28 protein-coding genes are annotated in these 24000 nt (G+C 55.7%); 12 read left to right on the forward strand and 16 right to left on the reverse strand.

Going from position 1 to position 24000, the window contains the following annotated elements:
- Positions 1–28: 28 nt before the first annotated feature.
- Complete coding sequence (locus HXY31_RS03800) at positions 29–970, reverse strand: flippase-like domain-containing protein (protein ID WP_292639818.1); 942 nt, start codon at positions 968–970, stop codon at positions 29–31.
- A 76-nt stretch (positions 971–1046) separates the two neighbouring features.
- Here HXY31_RS03800 and HXY31_RS03805 point away from each other — a divergent pair, with 76 nt between their 5' ends.
- From HXY31_RS03805 to HXY31_RS03815, 3 genes are all read left to right on the forward strand, one after another.
- The gene (locus tag HXY31_RS03805; protein ID WP_292639820.1) at positions 1047–1589 is read left to right on the forward strand and encodes a hypothetical protein; all 543 of its coding nucleotides are present in this window, start codon (positions 1047–1049) and stop codon (positions 1587–1589) included.
- A gap of 34 nt (positions 1590–1623) precedes the next feature.
- Entirely contained in the window at positions 1624–1818 is a 195-nt protein-coding gene (locus tag HXY31_RS03810; protein ID WP_292639822.1) for a hypothetical protein, read from the forward strand.
- Positions 1819–2051: 233 nt separating this feature from the next.
- Positions 2052–2738: a hypothetical protein gene (locus HXY31_RS03815; protein WP_292639824.1), complete on the forward strand. Its 687-nt coding sequence runs from the start codon at positions 2052–2054 to the stop codon at positions 2736–2738.
- 118 nt (positions 2739–2856) lie between these two features.
- Here HXY31_RS03815 and guaA read toward each other — a convergent pair whose 3' ends face one another.
- The 4 genes from guaA to HXY31_RS03835 are packed head-to-tail and all read right to left on the reverse strand — an operon-like array spanning position 2857 to position 5894.
- A complete protein-coding gene (guaA, locus tag HXY31_RS03820; RefSeq protein WP_366933073.1) occupies positions 2857–4389 on the reverse strand; it encodes a glutamine-hydrolyzing GMP synthase in 1533 nt (510 codons plus the stop codon).
- Between the two features lie 14 nt (positions 4390–4403).
- A complete protein-coding gene (locus HXY31_RS03825; RefSeq protein ID WP_292639829.1) occupies positions 4404–4985 on the reverse strand; it encodes a hypothetical protein in 582 nt (193 codons plus the stop codon).
- Positions 4986–5022: 37 nt separating this feature from the next.
- The gene (locus HXY31_RS03830; protein WP_292639832.1) at positions 5023–5175 is read right to left on the reverse strand and encodes a hypothetical protein; all 153 of its coding nucleotides are present in this window, start codon (positions 5173–5175) and stop codon (positions 5023–5025) included.
- A gap of 2 nt (positions 5176–5177) precedes the next feature.
- Positions 5178–5894 carry a 6-hydroxymethylpterin diphosphokinase MptE-like protein gene (locus HXY31_RS03835; protein ID WP_292639833.1) on the reverse strand — a complete coding sequence of 239 codons (717 nt, stop codon included), beginning with the start codon at positions 5892–5894 and terminating at the stop codon, positions 5178–5180.
- A gap of 93 nt (positions 5895–5987) precedes the next feature.
- Between HXY31_RS03835 and HXY31_RS03840 the strand changes: the two genes are divergently transcribed.
- Both HXY31_RS03840 and HXY31_RS03845 read left to right on the forward strand, forming a co-directional pair.
- Positions 5988–8330 (forward strand): valine--tRNA ligase, encoded by a 2343-nt coding sequence (locus tag HXY31_RS03840; protein ID WP_292639836.1) that lies wholly within the window; start codon positions 5988–5990, stop codon positions 8328–8330.
- Positions 8327–9346 (forward strand): zinc-binding dehydrogenase, encoded by a 1020-nt coding sequence (locus HXY31_RS03845; RefSeq protein ID WP_292639839.1) that lies wholly within the window; start codon positions 8327–8329, stop codon positions 9344–9346. Before HXY31_RS03840 ends, HXY31_RS03845 begins: the two co-directional genes overlap by 4 nt.
- Here HXY31_RS03845 and HXY31_RS03850 read toward each other — a convergent pair.
- Entirely contained in the window at positions 9343–9708 is a 366-nt protein-coding gene (locus HXY31_RS03850) for a DUF6659 family protein (protein WP_292639841.1), read from the reverse strand. The two genes, HXY31_RS03845 and HXY31_RS03850, sit on opposite strands and share 4 nt — an antisense overlap.
- Before the next feature lie 78 nt (positions 9709–9786).
- Here HXY31_RS03850 and folP point away from each other — a divergent pair, with 78 nt between their 5' ends.
- The 3 genes from folP to HXY31_RS03865 all read left to right on the forward strand — a co-directional run bounded on the left by folP (position 9787) and on the right by HXY31_RS03865 (position 12800).
- Positions 9787–10623 (forward strand): dihydropteroate synthase, encoded by an 837-nt coding sequence (gene folP, locus HXY31_RS03855; protein ID WP_292639844.1) that lies wholly within the window; start codon positions 9787–9789, stop codon positions 10621–10623.
- Positions 10624–10915: 292 nt separating this feature from the next.
- Positions 10916–12349 carry an IMP dehydrogenase gene (gene guaB / locus HXY31_RS03860; RefSeq protein ID WP_292639846.1) on the forward strand — a complete coding sequence of 478 codons (1434 nt, stop codon included), beginning with the start codon at positions 10916–10918 and terminating at the stop codon, positions 12347–12349.
- A 1-nt stretch (position 12350) separates the two neighbouring features.
- Positions 12351–12800 carry a hypothetical protein gene (locus HXY31_RS03865; RefSeq protein ID WP_292639848.1) on the forward strand — a complete coding sequence of 150 codons (450 nt, stop codon included), beginning with the start codon at positions 12351–12353 and terminating at the stop codon, positions 12798–12800.
- On the opposite strand, the gene pheA is transcribed toward HXY31_RS03865, so the two are convergent.
- From pheA to HXY31_RS03880, 3 genes are read right to left on the reverse strand one after another with little or no spacing between them, the layout of a single operon-like run.
- Positions 12797–13618, reverse strand: a complete 822-nt coding sequence (gene pheA / locus HXY31_RS03870) for a prephenate dehydratase (protein WP_292639850.1) — start codon at positions 13616–13618, stop codon at positions 12797–12799. The two genes, HXY31_RS03865 and pheA, sit on opposite strands and share 4 nt — an antisense overlap.
- A 5-nt stretch (positions 13619–13623) precedes the next feature.
- Positions 13624–14205 carry an exosome complex RNA-binding protein Csl4 gene (locus HXY31_RS03875; RefSeq protein WP_292639852.1) on the reverse strand — a complete coding sequence of 194 codons (582 nt, stop codon included), beginning with the start codon at positions 14203–14205 and terminating at the stop codon, positions 13624–13626.
- Between the two features lie 42 nt (positions 14206–14247).
- Entirely contained in the window at positions 14248–14523 is a 276-nt protein-coding gene (locus HXY31_RS03880; protein ID WP_292639855.1) for a hypothetical protein, read from the reverse strand.
- Between the two features lie 209 nt (positions 14524–14732).
- On the opposite strand from HXY31_RS03880, the gene HXY31_RS03885 reads away from it, so the two are divergent.
- Positions 14733–16898: a CDC48 family AAA ATPase gene (locus HXY31_RS03885; RefSeq protein WP_292639858.1), complete on the forward strand. Its 2166-nt coding sequence runs from the start codon at positions 14733–14735 to the stop codon at positions 16896–16898.
- A gap of 234 nt (positions 16899–17132) precedes the next feature.
- Complete coding sequence (locus HXY31_RS03890; RefSeq protein WP_292639860.1) at positions 17133–18389, forward strand: hypothetical protein; 1257 nt, start codon at positions 17133–17135, stop codon at positions 18387–18389.
- A gap of 15 nt (positions 18390–18404) precedes the next feature.
- Here the strand turns inward: HXY31_RS03890 and HXY31_RS03895 are convergent, their stop codons facing one another.
- Positions 18405–19385 (reverse strand): multicopper oxidase domain-containing protein, encoded by a 981-nt coding sequence (locus HXY31_RS03895; RefSeq protein ID WP_292639862.1) that lies wholly within the window; start codon positions 19383–19385, stop codon positions 18405–18407.
- A 99-nt stretch (positions 19386–19484) separates the two neighbouring features.
- Between HXY31_RS03895 and HXY31_RS03900 the strand changes: the two genes are divergently transcribed.
- Positions 19485–19763 carry an acylphosphatase gene (locus tag HXY31_RS03900; RefSeq protein ID WP_292639864.1) on the forward strand — a complete coding sequence of 93 codons (279 nt, stop codon included), beginning with the start codon at positions 19485–19487 and terminating at the stop codon, positions 19761–19763.
- Here HXY31_RS03900 and HXY31_RS03905 read toward each other — a convergent pair.
- Positions 19760–20098, reverse strand: coding sequence for a hypothetical protein (locus HXY31_RS03905; RefSeq protein ID WP_292639867.1), 339 nt, complete (start codon positions 20096–20098; stop codon positions 19760–19762). The two genes, HXY31_RS03900 and HXY31_RS03905, sit on opposite strands and share 4 nt — an antisense overlap.
- Before the next feature lie 90 nt (positions 20099–20188).
- Here HXY31_RS03905 and HXY31_RS03910 point away from each other — a divergent pair, with 90 nt between their 5' ends.
- Positions 20189–20803: a hypothetical protein gene (locus HXY31_RS03910; protein ID WP_292639870.1), complete on the forward strand. Its 615-nt coding sequence runs from the start codon at positions 20189–20191 to the stop codon at positions 20801–20803.
- Positions 20804–20824: 21 nt separating this feature from the next.
- Here the strand turns inward: HXY31_RS03910 and HXY31_RS03915 are convergent, their stop codons facing one another.
- The 5 genes from HXY31_RS03915 to HXY31_RS03935 are packed head-to-tail and all read right to left on the reverse strand — an operon-like array spanning position 20825 to position 23992.
- Positions 20825–21226: a hypothetical protein gene (locus HXY31_RS03915; protein ID WP_292639871.1), complete on the reverse strand. Its 402-nt coding sequence runs from the start codon at positions 21224–21226 to the stop codon at positions 20825–20827.
- Between the two features lie 45 nt (positions 21227–21271).
- Positions 21272–22081: an imidazole glycerol phosphate synthase subunit HisF gene (gene hisF / locus HXY31_RS03920; RefSeq protein WP_292639874.1), complete on the reverse strand. Its 810-nt coding sequence runs from the start codon at positions 22079–22081 to the stop codon at positions 21272–21274.
- Positions 22078–22785: a 1-(5-phosphoribosyl)-5-[(5-phosphoribosylamino)methylideneamino]imidazole-4-carboxamide isomerase gene (gene hisA / locus HXY31_RS03925; protein ID WP_292639876.1), complete on the reverse strand. Its 708-nt coding sequence runs from the start codon at positions 22783–22785 to the stop codon at positions 22078–22080. Before hisA ends, hisF begins: the two co-directional genes overlap by 4 nt.
- Positions 22782–23405: an imidazole glycerol phosphate synthase subunit HisH gene (hisH, locus tag HXY31_RS03930; protein ID WP_366933074.1), complete on the reverse strand. Its 624-nt coding sequence runs from the start codon at positions 23403–23405 to the stop codon at positions 22782–22784. The genes hisA and hisH overlap by 4 nt, the downstream gene beginning before the upstream one ends.
- Positions 23402–23992, reverse strand: coding sequence for an imidazoleglycerol-phosphate dehydratase (locus tag HXY31_RS03935; RefSeq protein WP_292639880.1), 591 nt, complete (start codon positions 23990–23992; stop codon positions 23402–23404). The genes hisH and HXY31_RS03935 overlap by 4 nt, the downstream gene beginning before the upstream one ends.
- Positions 23993–24000: the final 8 nt, after the last annotated feature.

The following is a 24000-nucleotide window of genomic DNA, read 5'->3' on the forward strand; positions in this document are numbered from 1 at the left end:
TTAATGACGTGCTTTTGCAATTAAAGTCTTATTCGTAGCTTGCTATCAGTATCCTTGCGGCTATTATGCCCACTATCGTGGTGAGCCAGAGGGTCGACATCCTTGCCAGGAGCGCGACTGCAGCTGCTGTGGAAAGCGCTAGGCCCTCTTCCTGCAAGAGCCCTATCATGCTTCCTTCCGTCACCACGAGGCCGCCCGGGATTATGCTGAGCACGCCGGCTCCAAGCGACGTGAAATATACGACTGTTGAATGCGCGAACTCGAAATCGACGCCAAGCGAGACGAACACGAGGTAGACAGTCACCGCCTCCATGAACCAGACAGGCAGGCTCAGGAGCCACGCCCTGCCAGCGACTTGCAGGTTGAGGAACGTGGAAAAGCTGTGGTGCATGTCGCCAAAGCCGGCGGCGTATCCCTTGACAAGCCTGAACCTGCCAAAAAACTTGGCAAAGCCGTCAAAGACCGCCCTGTTTCTTGCAAGGACGTAAAACAGGACCGCGACCGGCAGGATTATCCCTGCGACTACAAAGCCTTCCCAGAGCGGGAAAAATGCAAGGGAGACGAACATGACTGCAAGCACTGTGATTATGTCCAGGAACCGCTCGACAAAGTACAGCGGCGCGGTGGTAGGTATCGGAGCGCCCGACTCTTTTTTGATAAATTGCGCCCTGACAAGCTCGCCTGCGCCGCCCGGCGTAATGACTACGACTGCAAGCGCAGACAGGTAGATGAGGATGTGCCGCCAGAACGCGATTGATATCCCGATTGCACCGAGGAGGAACCGGTTGCGCATCGCCCTCAGCCCAAGCACCGCAAGCTGGGAAATTATTATCAGCGGGATATATTCGGCCTTTATGAGGTAGAACTGGCTGACAGTGGTCCCGGCGCCTGTCAGGATGATTATTGCGATATAGATGGCAGCAGCGGCAGCCGCAAACATGTACACTTTATTGAATAAGTGGTCTGCCATTGCACGATAATGTCCAGATGCGTTATAAGGGTTCTAGGTCAAAATGTTTTAGCACCGGCGCGTTTTATCACGTTGCATGAGCCTGGAGATTACAAAGTCGCTGAAGGGGGCGCTTGGCGAGCTTTACTACAAGGAAGGAAGCGACCAGAAAGGTTGGGCGTACATTTCGCTCGAGAACATCCACAACAGCGATTTCAAAGACAACGTGCTTGTATTCAAGAAGGGGTTCCACCGGATAAAAATCAAGATCCACGATAATCTCATTCGAGAGATAAAGGAGATCTCAAAGCCCACCAACGATTCAAAGGAAAACCCTAGCTTTGTGTTTGACTACCTTGCCTGCAAGGTCAGCCAGCGCGAGCGTTACGACGGCGTACTGGTCGCCAATCCAACCGCGCTCTGTTGGGTCGAAGTAAAGACAGGCAGAAGCGGATTTTCAGACAATCAAGTTGACGCGCTGGAAAAGATCAAGATACCTCTTGCATTGTTTTACATACAAGATGTGCTTGCGCCGCCACGCAAGATCGAGATAGAATGGGACACCAGGACCGGCGACGAGTGGCTCGACGAGCTCGACGACAAGCGCGACCAGGCAGAGTCAGACGACGATTTTCTCTGATTGGTTAATTAGGCGGCAGTTTCAAGTTGTCATGATGTCTGCAAGGCAGGTCTGGAAAAAGTGCACGTTCTGCGAAAACGGAAGGAGGAGATGCTTTAACTGCGGCGGCTCTGGCAAGGTGGGGCCGAGCTGGCAGACATGCTACGACTGCAAGGGGATCGGGACTGTATTGTGCACGGAATGTGGCGGCGCAGGCGGCCGGCGCGAGACTATCTGGAAGCAAGAATAGCTCTTAATTGTAACTCTTGCGTATCGGTATTATTGGCGGCGTGCAAGCATTGGGCGTGCAATCTGTCTGACAGCACCTGCGTCGGTTGTGGGGTTAGGATATGTCCTCAGTGTTTGAAGGAACCCGAGTTTTGCAGGTGCGAGAACAAGGATGAATGCTGCGAGTAACTTCCAGACACTATCTATGTCTTGGAGAGTGCTTAATAACAAGAGAAACGTGGAAGCCCTATTCCAATGACTAAGGAAAGTCATGGATCAGGGTGGGCAAAGGCACTGGTCCCTGCTGGCATCGCAGCGATCATTGCAATTACTATAGCGGTTTGGCAGGGCAACGACCTTCGAGATCAGATTAATCAGCTTTCCGCACAAACTAATGCGCTTATTGAACAGAACAGAATTCAAGGCGAAACATTAGAAGAACAAAAAAAGATAGTCACGGTACTAAACAAAACCCTAGATGCCACCCGCGAGGGGTTGGCTAAGAAGTCATTCATAGATGTGGTCGTTGTACCACATGTTCCTAGGGAGGATGTACGCTCTATTACTGTTACTCACAGCGCTTCTGATGGCTTGATTACTGTTAGTGAACCAGAGATTTCAGCTGAATATGGAGATCTGATTCTTTCAAATCCTACTGCCAGTTTCGATATACTCGTATCGAATTTTGGTACAAACGGTGCATTTATCGAAAGATACACTGTGAATGTAATTCCGAATAGCGAAGTCCTAACAGCTCTCGGTGTTGCCGAAGAAAATATTGCTACGTATCTAAAACCTGGCGAAGGTCCAATAACGATCCCTCTCGAATTTAACGTTACAAAAGACTTTGCGCCATCAGGGGAAATTGTTTTCAAAATCTATCATAATTCTAATTATGAGATACGAACGTATCAATATCAGTATGCAATTGCTGATAGGTAACTTCTAAATTATTAGATGCGACGAAATTCACATTTTATCAGTATAGTATTACCAAAGTCATATTTCCTACTCTACTGCTACAAGTAGTTTCAAATTCAGCCGCCTATCATCCGCATTCTTACTGCGGCTCTATCGTTGCCGGTGGCTTGCTCGACACCGCGTACGTCACCCATGTCGCGCCGTCAACCTCGTTTGTAATCCTGTTGCTAATCTTTTCCAAAAGATCGTACGGCAGGCGCGTCCAGTCTGCAGTCATGGCGTCTATCGACTCTACGACTCTTACCATCACGACGTGGCCGTAAACGCGCTCGTCGCCCAGGACGCCAACCGCCCTGTCGTCGCCGACAGCCGCATACGCCTGCCACACCTTGTCATAAAAGCCAGCAGCTTTCAGCTCGTCTTCAACAATCTTGCTTGCCTGCTTGGCTATCCTTATCTTGTCCGGCGTCAACACCCCTATGACCCTGACCGCAAGGCCGGGCCCGGGGAACGGGTGCCTCTTTAATAGCTCGTCGGGCACGCCAAGCAAGCCTGCGACCTTTCTCACCTCGTCCTTGTACAGATACCTCAGAGGCTCGATTATCTTTAGCTTCAGCCACTTTGGCAGGCCGCCGACGTTGTGGTGCGTCTTTATGACGGCTGCAGGACCTTTCGACACGCCGCTTTCAATCACGTCAGGGTACAGCGTGCCCTGCGCAAGCCACTGGAACGGCCCGTGCTTTTTGGCAACTGTTACAAACTCTTTTGCAAACTGGTCGCCTATTATCTTGCGCTTCTTTTCAGGATCGGATACGCCCTTCAGGCGCGCAAGGAATCTCTTTTCCGCGTCGACGTAGATCAGGTTTATCCCTAAATGATCCTTGAACAGTTTGACGACTTCCTTCTCCTCGTCCTGGCGCAAAAGGCCATGATTGATGAAAACGCACGACAGCTGCTTCCCGATAGCCTTGTTCAATAATGCTGCAACTGTAGTAGAATCGATGCCGCCGCTCACAGCCGCCAGCACATGATCCTTGCCGACCTTCTCCCTCACCTCTTTGACCGTCGTCTCGATAAAGCTCTGCATGTCCCACTCTGGCTTGGCACCGCTTATCTCCTGCGCAAAGTTCTTCAGCAGCTGCACGCCCCGCTCCGTGTGCACCACTTCGGGGTGGAACTGTATGCCGTAGAATTTTTTCTCCCTGTTGCCTATCGCTGCAGAAGACGAGTTGTCCGTGTGCGCAAGCACCTGGAAACCTTCTGGAAGCTTTTCTGCCGCGTCGCCGTGGCTCATCCAGCAGTTGATGCCGGTTCCAAGATCCTTGAACAGGTCTGAATTGTCGTCTATCTTCAATCCTGCCCTTCCATATTCGCGACTTGCCTGGCGCCTGACGCTTCCACCAAAGTTGTTCACGAGCACCTGGTGGCCGTAGCATATCCCAAGGATTGGCTTGCCCATCTCGAACAGCTTTTTGTCCGGCTTGGGCGCCCCTTTTGCATAGACGCTTGCAGGCCCGCCCGAGAATATGATGCCTTTCGGGTTCATCTCCCTTATCACCTTGGCAGGCGTGTCATAAGGGAGAAGTTCGCAGTAGACGTTAGCCTCCCTTATCCGTCTGCAGATGAGGTGGCTGTACTGCGAGCCAAAGTCGAGGACGACTATCTTGTCCATCTTGTCGGACATGCCTACGCGGACTTCTCCAGCATGCGCGTGAACACCCACGTCGAGGTGTTGAATATCTCGCCGAGGCGCTCCTTGTCGCGGTAGTTGCTTATCGTTATGCGCTTTATCTGCCCGTTTGACTCGTCCACCGAGTACGAGAGCGCGTCGCTCACGCCCTTCTCGGCGTCCTTGGCTTTCATGCCGTCAAGTATCCTGCTCAGGAAAAACGACTTGAACGGTGGAGTGTTAGAACTAAGATTAACGACAGGCGTGATTATGACAGAGTTGGGAGTCACCTCTGCGTTTGCCAGGAGAAATTCGTCCTTGGCGCGCTTTAATTGTCGAACATCTTTGCCGACTTCAAAGCTTGACTGCTTTGCCGGCGGTGGAGGCGACATTGCCATCGCCTGCTTTGCGGGCGCCAGCTTGGGTTCCGGCGCCAGGGTCGCAGCGGCGCGGAAGCTGCCCTGCTTTAGTATGCTGTCTACTACTGCAAGCGTGTTCCGGAGCCTCTCCAGCTCCTCCTGCTTGTCTGCTATCTGCTTCATGAGCCACTCGCGGATATCGGCCGCGCGCCTCACGTCGTCTTCAGCAAACCCGGACATCAGCAAGCCCTCTTGATTCTAAATGGTATAATAGCTTTTACCGCCTTTTCTTGTTTATCTTGAGCATTATTATTATCGCGACGCCCCAGAGGATGAACGCCGGGATCGTCTGCCCAAAGAACCACGCGGCCCCGCCTGCCACTGCAAAGAACATGCCTATTATGGCGATTGCCTTGCGCTGGCTGACCATGCCTAGTAAGGCGAAAAGCCCCTTATCGGCTTTTTAGACGTGTCAAAGAGCTGCGAGCGCGACTGCTTGGCAAGGACCTCGAGCAGGCGCTTGCCGGCCTCCATCTTGCGCTTTTTGAGCGCGGCGTCTTTTACTTTTTTCTTCGAGTATTTGCCAATCACAGAGCCAAAGTCCATGCCCACGAGGACTATTTTCTTTGCGCCAAACTCTTCTGCCAGGAACACGCACCTGTCGCCGTCTGTGAAACCCCCAAAGTTGTGGACGTTCTCGACCGGCATCACCTGCGTGGTGCCGACAAGATTCTTGAACTTGGGCACCAATTTCTTTAGCATGGGCATGTTGTCGCCGTGCGCGTGCACCACCATTATCGCGCCTCCTTTTGCGGCCTTTTGCAATGATGCAGCATCGCCGTCCAAGTCTGTCACGACGATGTCGGGCTTGATCCTGTTTTCAAGAAGCGCCTGCGCCGCGCCGTCTGCAGCTATTTTCACGGCGTTCTTGTTCTTTTTCAGCACGTCGATATTTTCTTCAAGGCTCGGGCCTGCACCCACCACAAACACGTTCTTGCCCTTCAGCTTTTTCTGGAGGACCTTGGGGTCAAGCGCCTTTTTCTCTATCATCGCAGAAAGCGTCCTTGCCGCCTCCTGGTCCTTCTCGGTGCTGTAGCCGAATTCTGCACGGATATTCTGGTAATACGGGAACCAGTCGACGAATCTCACGAAATGGGTTGTGCCCTCGATGATAATAATACTTTACTGAAGGGCAGGCTTAACGGTTAATAACGGCATAAAGGCACTTGCAACAAAAGCCCGATGGAGCCCAAGATAGAGAGCAAGGCGTGGAACCACGAGATTGAAAGCGCAATCCTGAAAAAGTGGCAGGACGACGACGCCTACCGTTTTGAGATAAGCGACAAGCCCGCGTTTGTCATAGACACCCCGCCCCCATACCCCTCGGGCAAGCCCTGGCACATGGGCGCGGCCGCCCACTATGCGCAGATTGACATGATAGCCCGGACCGCAAGGATGTCGGGCAAGAACGTGCTCTTTCCCATAGGCATAGACCGGAACGGCCTGCCTGTGGAGATCTACACGGAGAAAAAGTACAAGGTAAGGATGCGCCAGATGGACCGGCAAAAGTTTCTTGATCTTTGCAAAGGAGCATTGGACGACCTGGAGGCAGAGATGCTCCAGATAATGAAGAACATGGGGCTCTCCGGCGACTTTGCGCACTATTACAGGACCGACTCTGACGAGTACCGGGCGCTCACGCAGGCGACGTTCATCGACCTCTGGAACCGCGGGCTTGTCTACCTTGCAAACAGGCCGAACAACTACTGCCCCGACTGCGGCACAACGATTGCGGACGCGGAGATAATCTACGACGACCTGCCGACGAAACTCGTGCACATGAAGTTCAGAGTCGCCGGCACCGATGAAAATATCATAATCGCCTCGACGAGGCCCGAACTGCTGTTTGCCTGCCAGGCTGTCGTCGTCAACCCGGACGACGAGCGGTACCTCGACTACCAGAACAAGTCAGTCATCCTTCCTATCTTTGGCAGGGAAGTCCCGATAAAGATGCACCACTCTGCCAAGCCCGAGTTTGGCTCCGGCGCAGTCATGGTCTGCTCGTACGGCGACCAGAACGACGTGCAGGTTTTCAGGGAATTGCAATTAAAGGAGATAGTCGCGCTGTCTGAAAACGGCATCACTACAGAAGCGGCAGGCGCCTATGCCGGTCTGCGCATCAACCAGGCGCGCACGCGGATAATCGAGGACCTGAAGGCCGCCGGCCTCGTGGAAAAGGAGGAGAGCATCATGCACCGGACTCCACTGTGCGAGCGCAGCAAGACCCCGATAGAGATAATCCCGCTCCACGACTACTATGTCAAGCAGCTTGAGTACGTTCCGCAGCTGCGCGAGCTTGCCATGAAGCTGAAATTCCACCCCGAGATGCACCGGCAAATTTTATTGAACTGGCTTGACTCTGTCGCTATAGACTGGCCGGTCTCAAGGAGGCGCTTTTACGGCACCGAGATCCCGATATGGTACTGCAACTCTTGTAAAACGCCATTGTTGCCAAAGCCGGGCAAATATTATCGCCCCTGGAAGGAAAAGCCGCCGTTTGACACCTGCTCCAAGTGCGGCGGCAAAGAGTTCACGGGCGAGGACCGCACGTTTGACACCTGGATGGACTCGTCAATAAGCCCGCTTTATGTCACCAAATTCAGAAGTGACGACAAACTGCACAATTATGCGTACCCTGCTTCTGTCAGGCCGCAGGCAAAGGACATCATTCGCACATGGTTGCATTACACGATGCTCAGGTGCGTGCAGCTGACAGGCAAGATGCCTTGGTCAGACGCTTGGATAATGGGCTACGGCGTAGACGAAAAGGGAGAGAAGATGAGCAAGAGCAAGGGAAACGTCATCGACCCGTTCCCGATAATACAGAAATACGGCGCCGACACGTTCCGGTTCTGGGCCGCAAGCGAGGCCAACCTGGGCTACGATTTCAGGTGCTCAGAGCAGAGGATAGCCGGCGCGCAAAAGTTCCTCAGCAAGCTCTGGAACGTGGGCAGGTTCCTCTCGTCGTTTGACATCGTCAGGGAAAAACCTGCCAAGCTGGAGGCGTCTGACGAGTGGATACTTGCCGAGCTTGCAAGGCTCGTGCAGGAGTGCAAGAGGGGCTACGACGAGTACAACTTTTTCGTTCCTGCAAACGCGATACGCGACTTTACCTGGAACGTCTTTGCCGCCCACTATATCGAGATGGTAAAGGGCAGGGCGTACGAGGACAGGCCCGGGCACGCGTCGGCGCTTTACACTCTGCACAGGGTGTTCTCTACGCTTTTGCTCTTGCTTGCACCGATAACGCCGTTTATCGCAGAAGAGCTGTGGACAAAAATGTATTCAGAAAAGAGCGTGCATCTGCAGGAACTTCCCGCCGCAGGAGCGGAAACCGGCATGGCAAAGTTCACGAAAGCGATATCCGACTTTAACTCGCAGGTCTGGAACAAAAAGAAGGAGACAGTCTCGCCGGAGACGGGCAAGCCGCTCTCGCTCAAAGACCCCATTGACATCCCGGTCCCAGACGACCTGACGCCTTTTGCCGCCGACCTCGTCTCGATGCACAACCTGACCCGGAAATGAAGGCAGTCGCTTTTCACGAGCACGGGTCTGCCGGCGTCCTGAGATACGAGGACTTGCCTGACCCTGTCCCGGGCAAAGGCGAGGTAGAAATCGACATCGAATACTGCGGCGTCAACCACCTGGACATCTGGACCCGGATGGGAATCACGGGCAAAAAGATACGCCTGCCGCACGTCTGCGGCTGCGACATAGTCGGCACCGTGCGCAAGACCGCGCAAGGATTCAGGCAGGGCGAGCGCGTCATGGTCTATCCGGGGATGAGCTGCGGCCGCTGCGGGCACTGCAGGGCAGGCAGGGAAAACCTCTGCAGCCAGTTTGCCATCATCGGCGGCATGAGCGACTATGACGGCGGCTACGCCGAGCAGATAGCCGTGCCGGCAAGAAACGTGATAAAACTTGGCAGGATGAAAAGCGAGGTTGCAGCCACGCTTGCAGTCTCGTACCTCGTCTCGTGGAACATGCTCAGGGCAAACGGCGCCGGGAAGGGCAGGTCGCTCCTTGTCTACGGCGCGGCTTCTGGCGTCGGCATGGCGACGATACAGCTTGCCCGGGCGCTTGGCGTCTCTAAAATAATCACTACTGTTTCAAGCGCCGAAAAAGCCGAGTTTGCAAGGCGCACAGGCGCGCACCACGTAATAGACCGGTCACAGACCCCTGACATCGCCGGCGAGGTAATGAAGCTGGCAGGCGGGGTCGACATCGTGATAGACCACGTCGGCGCCGCAACCTGGCAGACAAGCATCGCGTCCCTCAAGGTAGGAGGCAGGATGGCAGTCTGCGGCATGACGTCTGGCAACGACGCGCTGGTGCCGGTAAGGACGTTTTACAGCAAGCAGATAACGATGACAGGCGCGCTCATGGGGACGAAAAAGCAACTGGTCGAGCTTGCCAGGTTTGTGGAGGCAAAAAAGATCCGCCCTGTCATCGACTCTGTGTTCCCGCTTGCGCAGGCCCGCGACGCGCAGGAAAGGATGGAGCAGGGCCGGCACGCCGGCAAGATACTGCTGGCCTGCTAGCGCTTGCTGTCCAGTATCTCAAGCGTGTCTTCTGCTATGTCCATCGCGGTGTGCGAGTCGAGGTTTGGCTCCAGCGTCACCACGAGCGTGTGCCCGTTCATGAAAAACGTCAGTATGGATATCTTGTCCCGTTCGACGTAGGCAAAGCGCGCCTTTCCCATAGACGCGTCAAACTTTTCCCTCATCGACTTGCGGAGCGCCGTCTGCGCCAGGTACAGCTCGTCGTTGCTCTGGTCTGTGATAGAGTCGATGCCCTTGCGCATGCCGCCTTCCATCACCGCGCCCATGTCGTCGATGACCGCGGCGTACCTGATGTCGTCGTTCAGCGCAAAAACCTTCTTGCAAAGCTTGGCAAAATCCATTGCTCTTTTCTGGGATTACTGCCTTTTGAGCTTTTTCGACCATCTGGTTTAAAGCGCACTTGCATCCATGTTACTCTGTTGAAGATAGGCCCGGTCGAGATCGGCGCAGGCTCGCACGTAAAGGTGATGGGCATAATCAACGCAAGCCCCGAGTCTTTCTACAAAAGGTCAGTCAGGACGGGCGCGACAGAGATAGCGCAGGCGGCAAGGGAGATGCAGGAGGCAGGCGCGCACATCATCGACATCGGCGCCATGTCAACTGCGCCGTACCTTGAGACAGTCATTCCCGTCGAGGAGGAGACAAGACGCATGACGGAGGCGATAGGCGCAGCCAAGTCTGCCTGCAGCCTGCCAATCTCGGCAGACACGCCCCGCGCCGAAGTAGCGCAGGCGGCAGCAAAGGCCGGCGCGCACATGATAAACGACGTGACCGGCCTGAAGTATGACGGCAAGATGGCAAAGGCAGCCGCAAAGGCCGGCCTGCCTGTCATCGCCGGCGCCTACAGCAGCGCGCCTGTAAAAGGCGACGTCGCCGGCACGCTTGCCGCGCTGAAGGAGAGCATGGTGATTGCCAAAAAGGCCGGAATAAAGGATGTCATAGTCGACCCGTCGATTGGCTTTTTCCGAAGCGAGGGCAAGAACCCCTTTTTCACGAAAATGACCGACGTGCCGTGGTACGCCCGCGACCTGCAGGTTCTTTCTAACCTGGACAAGCTTGCCCGGCTTGCGCCCGTGTGCGTCTCTGTCTCGAGAAAGTCGTTCATGGGCCACCTGCTGGGAGTCGACGCCGACGAGCGCCTTGCGCCCTCGATAGCTTGCGAGATAATGTCGGCAATAAACGGCGCCAGCATCATCAGGACCCACAGCGTCAAGGAGACGGTGCAGGCTCTTGCGATGCTCGAGCTTTTGCGCTAGCTGGGGCTTTGTAAAAAAAAGTCCGCCTTAAAAGAACCAATTCTGCGCACGAGATTGTTTTTGCCTCCTGCCATCATGCAAAATTGTATCATTTTTTCGTGCTCAAAATGTTACATGATGTAACATTTTTTCTGCAGGTAGAAAAGGGGTTCGGGACCTGTCCGGATTGGGCACAGAGTCCGACTCTGGCTTTGTAAATGTGCAGGCAGAGGCATCGAGAGGCGGCTTTTTTTAAGCCGCTAGCTGGCAAACGCTTATAACACTTCTTGCCGACTAGACAGCAAGGGAATAGTTGGACTTTAAAGAAGGCCTCACGTTCGACGACGTGCTTCTTGTCCCGAAACGATCGCCTATAGTCTCGCGCAGCCAAACCGATCTCAAGACGCGGCTGTCGCGAAACATACACCTGAACATACCGCTTGTAAGCGCCAACATGGACACGGTGACAGAGTCGCACATGGCAATCGCCCTTGCGAGGGAGGGAGGCATCGGAATCATCCACCGCTTCATGAGCATAGAAGACCAGGTGGACGAGATACTGCGCGTCAAGAGGTCGGAATCTGTCATCATCGAGCAGCCCTACACCGTCAGCCCGGACATGACGGTCACGGATCTCAAGAAAAAGATGGCCGAGTACGGCGTCTCGGGGATGCTCGTCGAAGAAGCGGGCAAGCTTGCCGGCATCATCACAAGGCGCGACATCACTTTTGAAAATAACCACCGGCGCAAAGTTTCTGAACTTATGACAAAGGACGTCATCACGGCCAAGGCCGGCACGACGATAGAGCAGGCTAAAGAGATCCTGCACAAGCACAGGATCGAAAAACTGCCACTGGTAGACGCCAAGGGCGGGATAGCCGGCCTGATAACGAGCAAGGACATACAAAAGATGGAGGACTACCCGCACGCCACAAAGGACAAGAAAGGCCGGCTGCTGGTGGGCGCGGCGGTAGGCGTCAAGGGCGACTACCTTGAAAGGACCGAGGCTCTGCTTGAGGCAGGCGCGGACACGCTCGTGGTCGACATCGCGCACGGCCACAGCGACAACGCAATCAACACGGTCAGGATGATAAAGAAGGCGTTCCCGGCCTGCGACCTAATCGCAGGCAACGTGGCAACAGGCGAGGGCGCACGCGACCTGATAAAGGCCGGCGTGGACGCAGTCAAGGTGGGCGTCGGCTCGGGCTCTATCTGCATCACCCGCGTGGTGACAGGCTCGGGCGTGCCGCAGCTCACAGCAGTGATAGACGCGGTCAAGGCCGCAAAGGAATACGACATACCGGTTATTTCAGACGGCGGCGTCAGGACTTCGGGCGACGTGACCAAGGCACTTGCAGCAGGAGCGTCGTCTGTGATGGTCGGCAGCCTCTTTGGCGGCACCGACGAGAGCCCCGGCAAGACGCTTGTAAAGAACGGCAAGAAATACAAGATGTACAGGGGCATGGCGTCGTACATGGCGTCGCTTGGCAGGAAGTACCGCGAAGAAGGGGAGCAGGTGGTCGACACGGACGACCCCAACGAGTACGTGCCAGAAGGCGTCGAGGCGATGGTGCCCTACAAGGGGAGCGTCGTCGAGATAGTGCGCCAGCTTGCAGGCGGCCTGCGCTCAGGGCTTTCCTACTGCGGCGCAAGGACCATACCGGAGATGCAAAAGAACGCCGAGTTTGTCAGGATGTCGTCTGCAGGGTACATGGAAAGCCAGCCGCACGACGTAGACGTGATGTAGCTTGTCTCAAAAGATCTTTTACGCGATGATAGGGGCCGGCGCGATTTTCATCGCAGTCGGCATAGCGGCAGCTCTTTATTCCGGCGTCGCGGTGACGGTCCCGCTTGACAAGACGCTTGGGCCCGGCCTCACCGACGAGATAACGCCTGAGATGGACGTGGGCAACACGCTTTCCATACGCGCTTTAGGCTCCACCTTTGACTTTACCGTACAGGACCCGGACGGAAACGCCCTCGCCTCTACAAAGGACCAGTCGGACTTTAGCTACAACCTGACGGCAGACAAGGCCGGCGAGTACACCGTAACGATAAAGAACACCGGCACTTCCGACGTTGAAATAACCGGCACCACGCAGACAAAGGCCGGCCCGCTAGGGTTCACCGGGCCCATGATGCTCATCATCACCGGGGTCATAGTGGCCGGCATCAGCCTGAGGTTCCGCCAGCGCTAAAAGCTGGCCTTTTTGTACGAGCCGAGCACCTTCAGGTACGACGTCTTGGGCTTTATGGCGGCAAGGGCCTGCTTGACCGCCCTGTCGCCCAGGTGGCCCTCAAAATCTACGTAAAAGTTGTACTCCCACGGCGTCTCCTTTGTGGGACGCGACTCTATCTTTGTCAGGTTGAGCCTGCGCAATGCAAACTCGACCAGGATGCCAAACAGCGCGCCGGGGACGTGCCTGACTGAGAATATTATCGAGGTCTTGTAGTCCCTGCCCGACCTGTCGCCCGCCCTGGGCGCCATAATCAGAAACCGTGTGAAGTTGTTCTTCCTGTCCTCGATGCCTTCTGCAAGAATCTCCATGCCGTAAAGCTCTGCCGCGCGCCTGCTTGCTATCGCCGCCGAGTCACGCATGCCGCGCTCTTTTATCATCTTGACTGCGCCTGCCGTGTCGTACGCCGGTAGCGGCTCGAGCTTTTTCTTTCGCAAATAGCCCCTGCACTGGCCCAGCGCCTGCGGGTGCGAATAGACGGACTTTATCTGCGATATCTTGGCGCCCTTGTTTGCTATCAGGCAGTGGTGGACGCGCTGGTACACCTCGCCGACTGCCTTGAGCTTTGTCAGGAGCAAAAGGTCATAGACCTCGCCGACGCTTCCTTCTATCGAGTTTTCAACCGGGATTACTGCGTATGCAACTTTCTTCTTTTCTGCCGCCTCAAACACGTCTGCAAAAGACTTGCACGGCACCAAGGTCGCGCCGGGAAAGTACTGCAGGGCGGCCATCTCGCCATAGGCCCCGCGCTCTCCCTGGAAGGCAACCCTGGCTGCCATCTGGGCTACTTGCCCGCCCTGTATACCTGCCGGAGAGCTTCCCTGCCGTAGTCGTGGGTGACCTTCCTCGGCTCCCACGCGCCGCACTCGATGCACTTGACCGTGTCGTTCACCCTGACGGTATCGCCACCGCACATGAAGCACAGGGTGTAGAGCACGCCGAATTCTTTTTCGGCCATCGTCAGGTGCACGGTGTTGTTGAGCAGGCTAGTCACGCGTCCGCGGATGATGTCGCCCGTGCGGAATATTGGCCTGTCGCGCCTGTCCCTGCCGACGCGCATGGACGCGATTGCAGAGAAGCCTGACACCGACTTTTTGTCGTTTATGTAGAGTACCTTTACCGACACCATGCTGGAAAATATCATCTCGACTACTCCGACTATAATGTCGCCCACCTTTGGAAGCGTCGGCGCGTTCTTGGGCTCTATCTTTACCGTGCGCCTTTTCAGGTCGTAGACCTTGGTTCCGACCGCGGCCGACCTGACGGTGCCGTCGGATGTGAGGTAAGTGTTCTTGCCGCCTTCGAATTCTTCAATCGAGGCAATCTGTTCGCCCGGCAATATGGGCTGCGTATCCTGTCTTTCCAATTCAAGTCAAGTTGCTCTGGGCAAGTTATAATCCTTTATGGGTCATTGCAGGAGCTCTGCCGTGTGCGTCCTTGCAGCCTCGCTCGCAGTCCGGGAGCTCACCCTGCGCGAGAACCTCTCCATCACCCACAGGTCGAGCGTAAACGGCCAGTTGTACGGAAAGTCCTCGAGCATGGTGGCGCTGTCGATAATCTTTTCAAACATCATGTTCGGGTGGCTCGTCGTGATGGCCTTGAACCCCGGCTCGCCGGCGACCCTTATCCCAAACTCGGTCTCTCCCTCGTTTGCCCACAGCTCTACCATGCGGCATTTTGTCATGGACGGAGAAGATGTAGGCGCAAGTAAAAGCGAGCTTGTGTAAAAGCGCGGACGGACGGCGGGTTCCGGACACACAAAAAATAGCAAAATCCTGCCTGACAGTTTGGAAAATATTCACGCGGGCTTTGAAAAACGGTGCGTGTTTGTAATATGCAATCTGGGCGAAAGATAATAAAGGTATAAAGACAAGTTACGGCAAAGGTGTTAGTGTGAGCCAGAATACTCTGTCACTAAAGGTTCTTGAGGCGTATACTAGGGACGTCGGTAGGGGCGTAGCCAGGATCGACTACGACTCGATGGATTCTCTGGGCGCGTCAACTGGCGACGTTATCGAGATAAGGGGCAAGCGCAGGACGGTTGCCAAGTGTTTACCGCTCTACCCGTCAGACGAGGGCAAGGGCATAATCCGCGTCGACGGGCTTGTGAGGAACAATGCCGGCATCGCCATCGGCGACACGGTGACTGTCAAGAAGATAAAGGCAGTCCCGGCAGAGAAAGTGATAGTCGCTCCGCTTGAGGCAATCCCGCCGATAGACGAGCGCTACCTTGCAGACGCGCTTGAAAGCGTGCCTCTCATCAAGGGCGACAACGTGATGGTGCCGTACTTTGGAGGCAGGCTCACCTTCCAGGTAATAGGCGTCACGCCGGCCGCAGACGCGGTGCTTGTCACCCAGAAGACGATATTCCACATCGCCGAGAAGGGCGAGACCATGAGGGGCGTCCCCCAGGTCACCTACGAGGACATCGGCGGCCTGAAGGAGGAGATCCAGAAGGTCCGCGAGATGATAGAGCTCCCGCTCAGGCACCCCGAGATTTTCGAGAAGCTTGGAATCGAGGCGCCAAAGGGAGTCTTGCTGTACGGTCCTCCTGGCACCGGCAAGACGTTGCTTGCAAAGGCAGTCGCCAACGAGAGCAACGCCCACTTTATCTCCATATCCGGCCCGGAGATCATGAGCAAGTTCTACGGCGAGTCAGAAGCCCGGCTCAGGGAGATATTCAAGGAGGCAAAGGAAAAGGCGCCGTCAATCATATTCATCGACGAGATAGACTCGATTGCTCCAAAGCGCGAAGAAGTTACAGGCGAGGTGGAGCGCCGTGTAGTGTCGCAATTGCTGTCGCTGATGGACGGCCTCGAGGCAAGGGGCAAGGTCATCGTGATTGCAGCGACGAACAGGCCAAACGCAATCGACCCGGCGCTCAGGCGCCCCGGCCGGTTTGACAGGGAAATAGAAATTAAAGTTCCTGACAAGCGCGGTCGCTTGGAAATCTTGCAGATACACACGCGCAACATGCCTCTCGACACCGACGTCGACCAGGACAAGATAGCCGGAGTAACCCACGGCTTTGTGGGCGCAGACTTGGAGTACCTGTGCAAGGAGGCAGCGATGAAGTGCCTGCGCAGGCTCTTGCCGGAGCTGAACCTTGAGGACGAAAAGCTCTCGCCAGAAGTGCTCAACAAGCTGATAGTGACCATGGCCGACTTTGAAAACGCAGTCAAGGAGGTCATGCCGTCTGCCATGAGAGAGGTCTACCTCGAGTCGCCTGACATCCCGTGGTCCGCAATAGGTGGCCTCGACGAGGTCAAGCGCGAGCTCCAGGAGGCAGTCGAATGGCCTTTGCGCTACCCCGACCTTTACACAAAGCTTGGGCACACCATGCCAAAGGGCATACTGATGCACGGCCCGTCCGGTACAGGTAAGACCATGCTTGCAAAGGCGGTAGCCACCGAGTCGGAGGCCAACTTTATCAGCGTCCGCGGTCCGGAACTGCTGAGCAAGTGGGTCGGCGAGTCGGAGCGGGGAATCCGCGAGATATTCAGGCGCGCCAGGCAGGCTGCGCCGTGCGTCGTGTTCTTTGACGAGATAGACTCGATAGCGCCGACTAGGGGCATAGGAGGCGACAGCATGGTGACAGAGCGCGTCGTTTCGCAATTGCTCACCGAGCTTGACGGCATACAGTCGCTTTCAGGCGTGGTCGTGATTGCGGCGACAAACAGGGCAGACATCATCGACCCCGCGCTACTGCGACCCGGAAGGTTTGACAAGATTGTGTTCGTGCCGATGCCTGACAAGGCAACGAGGCTGAAGATACTGGACATCCACGCCAAGAGCAAGCCGCTTGGCTCCGACGTGGACCTGGGCAAGGTGGCCGAGCTGACCGACGGGTTCAGCGGCGCGGACACGAGCTCGGTGGTCAACACCGCGGTGTCGCTTGTCCTGCACGAGTACCTTGCCAAGTACCCGACGCCGGAAGAAGCAGCAAAGCACGCGGCCGAAGCGCACGTCATGATGCGCCACTTCGAGGACGCAATCAAGAAGATAAAGACGCAGCGCGAGGGCAAGCCTGCAGAAAAGGCCGTGCCGTACTACCGCTAGGCGCGGCCCGAAAATCTCGGCGCCAATTTTTTTGGCGCGCAAAATTTTTCCGGCAGGTTTTTGCTCAAACTTTCTTCACCACTTCCGGTAGGATTTCCGGGGTAATGTTTTTAAAGTGATGGTTTATTGATAACACTAACTACAAAATTGGCAGATAACTCCCAAATCCAACTTGTAAGCAAACCGACTGCCGCACTTCTGAACCGCTTTGCAACACCGCTTGACGTAAAGAATTTGGCTGCAGAATATGGCACACCACTCTATCTTGTTGACGAGGACACGCTCCACGCCAAAGCGCGCGAGCTGCACAGGGCCTACTCAAAGTACAAGGGCCCGGTCAAGGTGGCGTACTCTATCAAGGCCAACTTTTCCCCGGCGGTAATCCGCGCGTTCATGAAGGACGGGCTCACATTCGACCTCACGTCGCTTGGCGAGCTCCACTTTATACGCCAGTGCAACGCCGACCCGGAGAACGTCATCTACACGAGCGTGACCGAAGAGCCGGAAGAGTACGTCGAAGTGCTCAGGAGCGGCGTGCGCAGGGTGGTCGTCAGCTCCCACAAGGGCATGATGAACCTGGCATACGCGGCAGGCAAGGCAGGAGTGCGCCCGCTTGCCATGGTCAGGATAAACCCCGAAGTCGCAACTGACGCCAAGGTCCGGGCATCGTACAAGAACGGCAAGTTCGGCGTGCCATTCAACGGCGGCACCATCGACAGCGCGGCAAAGATGGTCAAGCACATGCTTGCAAGCGACCTGCTAAAGTTCGAGGGCTTCCACTTCCACCTAGGCTCGCAGATAACGGACTTTTCCTGCTACACCCACGCACTGGACAAGATGGACGCCTTCATGACAAAGATGAAGAAGGAAAACCCGGCGTTCCAGGTAAACACGTTTGACATAGGCGGCGGGACGCCTGTCTTTTACAACGACCCCGTGCCGACTCCGGCAGAGATGGCCGAGAACCACACAAGCAGGCTCAACCAGCTTGCAGACAACCACGGCGTGTTCACCTTGATGATAGAGTCCGGGCGCTTCCTCGTGGCAGAGTCGTCGATACTGGTATCAAAGATAGTGAACACCAAGGAGTACAACGAGCACAAGATAGTCATAGTCGACGCAGGCTACCACATCCTTCTCGACGCAGCGCTCCTGAAGCAGGAATACCCGCAGGAGGTAATCCCGGTGGTGGACAGCAAGGACCAGACCACGGGCCTTGCGGCTCCAAAGAACACGCACCTTGCCGGCAGGTTGTGCGACACGTACGACGTGTTCCCGCTCTCAAAGGCGTCGGACATGAGCAGCCCGGAGGTCGGCAACTACGTCTCGTTCTACAACGTGGGAGCCTACTCTGTCGTGTTCAACATGCCGTTCCACTGCCAGACAAAGCCGCCCATCGTCATGAAGGACAGCGACGGCAAGTACCGGCTGGTGAGAAAGGGCACGACGTACGAGCACCTGTTCGCCGAAGAAGGCGGACACCTGGCCTGATTTTTTTCGGCCACGCTATTTTGCGTATACTGCAAATCCTGCGCCGGACAGTAGCCGGCCCTCGTCATGGTCGTTTCCAAAATACACCCCTTTTTCAGGGAACACCGTCTCTATGACGGCAGCCGAGCCGGGCGGTATGCTCCACGTCTCGTCGTGCAACGGCCTGCCGTCAACTGTGTTGATTATGCCTGCGCCAAAGTTGAACGCGACGTGCCCCCTCGGGCCGGCGTTGACGATGTACCACCTTGTCAGCTCGCCTGCTTTCACATCAAAGCGCTCCGCGTCGTTGTTGAGCTGCATGGTGCTTGCAGATCCGAAATAGGGTATGTACCTGTAGGCCATGCCGTTTGTAAGTATCAGGTCGGGCCTGTTTGCAATAAACTTGTCCAGATCAAAAGATCCGATTTCTCTGACAGCGCCTGAAAACGGCCCGTCGCCTTCCGTATTGTAGAGCTCGCCAAACACAACGTAGAACTCTTTTACGGGTTTTTCGTCGCCCGAGCGCACCACGATGCCGCCGTACATGCCGCTTGCGATGTGCTCCCAGATGCCGTTGAGGTTGTCCCCGTCGCAGTGGTACATGAAGACGCCCGGCGTGTCTGCCACAAACGACCATGTCTTGCTCTCGCCGGGCCTCACCGCCTCCGACAGCACCTGGCTCGGGCCTACTGCCGCGTGAAAGTTCAGACTGTGGATTATGTCGCCCTGGTTTTGAAGCGTTATCTCCACCGTGTCGCCCTTGTTGACTGAGATGAGCGGGCCGGGTATGGTGCCGTTAAACGTCATTGCATGGTACCTTATTCCTCCCTGATGCAGCGCGCTGTCGGGCGCCACCTGCACCACGTTCTCGTCAGCAATCAGGGTTATCCGGCGCAGGGTTGGTTCTATGGTGACAGCAGTCTCTTGCTCCGGCTGGCCCGACACTACAAACATGCCTGCCAAAATGCCGGCTACAAACAGGCCTGCAGCAAGACCGGCGGCAAGGACGTTTTTCACAAGTTCGGATATTGGCTTTTGTTCTATAAGAGCGCGGTGTACAGTGCAAGGCATTGGAAGCAAAGCACAAATTTGGCGCCCTTGCCACCTCTGCCGGCTATGGCAGACATCCGCGTCCACGTGTTTGTTACCGGCAAGGTGCAGGGAGTCTATTTCCGACAGAACACCATGCGGACCGCTAGGGAGTACGGCGCCACGGGCTGGGTGCGGAACCTCGACGACGGAAGGGTCGAGGCAGTGATTGAAGGCACAGAGGAGGTCGTGAGAAAGGTGGTAGAGTGGTGCCACCAGGGCCCGTCGGCTTCAAAGGTCGACGACGTGCAGGTCAGGTATGAGCGCTACACGGGCGAGTTCTCTGACTTTACGATAACCGGCTAGCGGATCTTTTCAAAAGCCTGCGTTGCCTGCTTTTTCACCTGCTCGAGGTCCTGCTGCGTCCTTACATCAAAGCGCTCGGCAGGTCCTGCGCGCCCTGACCTGACCTCCACGGACAGGTGGTCGCCGGCCGGCTCGACATCAAGGAAAGTCCTGAAAGTGAGCGTCTTTGCATAGACGACCCTGTGCGGCCTAACCTCCTCAATCACATTTGGCCCAAGCGTCTTTGCAAAGCTGCGGATATCCAGCATAATCTCCTTTCTCTGCGCGTCAAGGTGCTCTAGGTGCGCCTCAAAGGGGATGCTGTTTCCGGAAGGTAGCAGGCCGAACTTGTCCATGCCGACTATTCTGTAGAGTAATAATATACGCGTTTCCAAAGCAGCCTGCACAAGGCTGAAGTATCCGAATTGCGAATTCAAGGCAAATCGTTGAAACGCATTATTTTGACTCTTTTTGGCACCCTTGTAATCGCATTTTTCTTACTGGGCTCCGTCCAGCTTGACCGAGCCTACGCATGTGAAGTGATAGGTCAGCGGCCTCTTCAGGATTCACTTGAAAACTCAGTTGCCATATTTTCTGGCAGAGTTGCAGAAGTCCAAACCTTTACGGTTGAAGGCTATGGCGATTGGCATCTGATGTCCTTTGAAGTCGACAGGTACTGGAAGGCCCCGGATGGAAAGGACTACAATCAGCTAGTCGTCTTTACTGGAACGAGCGGCGATGTTTGCGGCTACGAGTTTGAAAAAGGCAGGAGCTATCTTGTATATACAATACAATGGTGGCACGACGATAATTATCTCTACACCGGGCTTGGATACAGGAACCAGCCAATTGAAGGCGCGCAGGAAGATCTAGATTTTCTAGGCGAGGGCATGGCGCCCGCCACGCAGTCGAGTTGGTATGAACAGATAGATGGGATAAACATTCAGCCGCTGCCACAGCCGCAGATAGAAGAAAAGACAGTTGTATTGTCGATGGTCGGGATAGGAGTGGCCGTAGCAGGGACGGTAGCTTTTTTCACGATGAGAAAGGTCGGAAATTGATCGTCCGGCCGGCGCCAAACACTATTTCAGGCACGTCTCTGTCTCGGCGTAATTCACGATGTCGTCATACGTGAATCTGGGCTGGCCTTCAGCATAGCACTCTACAAACATCTCTTGGGGATTGCCATCGTCGTCGGAAAACACCCTCAATCTCAGATATTCTGAACTTTCGTCCACGCTCTTGTCCACCCTATAGTCCGCTGCCAGCCTGCCGCTCCTGTCGACGTTTGTCTTTGCGTCGGGATACTTGTCAAGAAACGCCCTGACCTCTGGCAGGTCCTCCTGGTTCGCAAGAATTACTTCAGCCGGCAGCTCCTCTTCGCTTGGCGCTTGCCTAGGATAGTAGGAATATACGACAACTCCGCCGGCACCAATTATTGCGACCGCGATTATCCCTGCAATTGCCATCATCTTTCTAGCCATCGCCGGCTCTCATTGTCCATATACACGTTAGAAAATAAAAACATGCTATGCCCTTATCTTAATGCCGCTTCTCTTCAGGTATCTCTTGACCTTGTCCACCGTCGACTTTTCGTAGTGGAATATCGACGCGGCGAGCGCGGCGTCGACGTCGGCCTTTTCAAACACGTCGCGCATGTGGCTCGCCTTTCCGCAGCCGCCAGACGCTATGACCGGAATGTTGACCGCCTTGCAGATGGCACCTGTGAGCTCGACGTCGTAGCCGTTCTCCGTCCCGTCGGCGTCGATGCTTGTGAGGAGTATCTCGCCGGCGCCAAGCGACTCGGCCTTTTCCGCCCACTTTACCGCGTCAAGGCCTGTGCCCTCTTTTCCGCCGTATATCATCACCTCAAACCAGTACCTGCCTTTCTTGTCGCGGAACATTGTCTTGCCCTTTGCCGCGCCCTTGGTGTAGATTCTCTTGGCGTCTATGGCTACCACGACGCACTGCCTGCCGAAAATCTCCATCAGCCGGGTTATCAGCTCCGGAGTCTTGACTGCAGCCGTATTTATCGACACCTTGTCGGCGCCTGACAGCAAAATGTCGCGGGCGTCTTCAAGCTTTTTTATCCCGCCGCCTACGGTGAACGGGATGTCTATCACGCTTGCCACCTTTCTCACCACGTTTTTCATCGTGTCCCGGCCTTGCTGCGACGCCGTGATGTCGAGGAAGACAAGCTCGTCGGCTCCCTGCTCGCTGTACTTTTTTGCCAGTTCAACAGGATCGCCGGCGTCCTTGACATCGGCAAAGTGCACGCCCTTTACAACCCGGCCGTTGTCGACGTCAAGGCACGGGATTATCCTCTTTGCTAAAGTCATGCTACTGCCTTCACCCTCTCGACGGTAACCTTGCCGTCGTACATCGCCTTGCCAAGTATGACGGCGGCGCAGCCGGCGCTCTTGACCCTGACGGCGTCGTCGACGCCTGAAATGCCGCCGCTTGCGATTATCCTTGCACGGCTGTCAACGCCTGCGGCCTGCGCCAGCGTCTCGACGTCGGGGCCGGCAAGCGTGCCGTCCCTGTCTATGCTTGTGAGCAAAAAGTCCTCGACGCCCATGCCGAGGAACTGCACAATTGCGTCCTTCACGCTGACGCCGGCGGACTCTTTCCAGCCCTTGACCATTACCTTGCCGCCTGACTGGTCGATTGAAACAACTACCCTGCCCGGGTATTTCTTTGCCAGCTTTCTGACAGAGTCGGGGTCGCTGTAGGCCATCGTGCCTATGACCACCCGCGCGGCCTTTTCTAGGGCGTCCTTGGCAGCATCTGCAGTCCTTATGCCGCCGGCGACTTGCACAGGCACCTTCACCGACGACACAAGCTTGGCTATTGCGTCCTTGTTGCTTCCGGTGCCAAACGCCGCGTCAAGGTCGACTACGTGGATAAGGTCGGCACCTGCAGCCTCCCACTTTTTTGCCATCTCTGCCGGATCGTCGCCGTAGACCACCTTGTTTGCCGGGTCGCCCTTTACCAGCCTCACGACCTGCCCGCCCATGATGTCTACTGCTGGGATTACCTTCATTTCTCTTCCTTTGCCTCTTCGCACATCGCAAGGAAGTTCTTTATCATCCGCGCACCGACGTCGCCTGACTTTTCAGGGTGGAACTGCACGCCAACGAGGTTGCCTTTTTCCACGACTGCAGGGACGGTGGTGCCATAATCCGACGTGGCTACTACCAGCTTTTTGCTTGCAGGCGCCGCGCGGTACGAGTGCACAAAGTAAACCCACGAGCCGTCCTTTACGCCTTTTAAAAACCTGCTCTTGCCCTTTATCTTCAGGTTGTTCCAGCCCATGTGCGGGACCTTGACCTTGCGCTTTGGGAGCATCACGACCTCGCCGTCCAGTATCTTTAGCCCTTCAAGTTTTCCTTCCTCGCTCCTGTTGAAGAGCATCTCCATGCCAAGGCAGATGCCCATCACAGGCATGCCACTGTCTATCGCTTTTTCAAGCCTGCCGGCGCCCTTTGCCACCGACTCGATCGCAGGGTCAAAGTTGCCAACGCCGGGGAGCACCAGGCCGTCAAACCTGTCGAGGTCTTCCATGTCGCGGATTATCGTGACCTCGGCGCCGTTTCGCTCAAGCGCAGCCTTTAGGCTGAACAGGTTTCCTGCCCTGTAGTCAAATATCGCTATCTTCATCACATCGCGCCTTTGGTGCTTGGGACTCCCTTCCTCTTCGTGTCCGCGCCACATGCGGCCCTGAGCGCAAGCGCCAGCGCCTTGAGCGCGGCCTCGACCTTGTGGTGGTCGTTCTCGCCGTACTGCACGACCATGTGCGTGCACGCGTTCAGGTTCTGCAAAAGAGACCGTACAAAGTGTTCAAGATCCTCGCGCGGCATGCCCTCTATGCTCGACCTTTCCAATTTCAATTCCACCTTCTGGTACTGGCGCTTTACCAGATCAATGGCGACATAGGCAAGCGACTCGTCCATCGGCACCATCGCGCTTCCAAACCGCACTATTCCTGCCCTTGCCCCGAGCGCCTTGTCTATTGCCTGCGCAAGCGCTATTGCGACGTCTTCTGCCAGGTGGTGCACAATCCCATCGTTTGACTTGCCTGAAAGCGTGATGTCTATCATCGAGTGCTTGCCAATCGACGTAATGAGGTGGTCGATAAACGGCAGGCCGGTCTTTACTTTTGCGTTGCCGGCACCGTCGATGTTTACCTGCACGGTGACTGCAGTCTCTTTCGTGACCCGCTCGAGTTTTGCCCTTCTAGCAGAAGCCAAGTACAATT

This window comes from Nitrososphaera sp., assembly GCF_013388945.1.
Taxonomy (GTDB): domain Archaea; phylum Thermoproteota; class Nitrososphaeria; order Nitrososphaerales; family Nitrososphaeraceae; genus Nitrososphaera.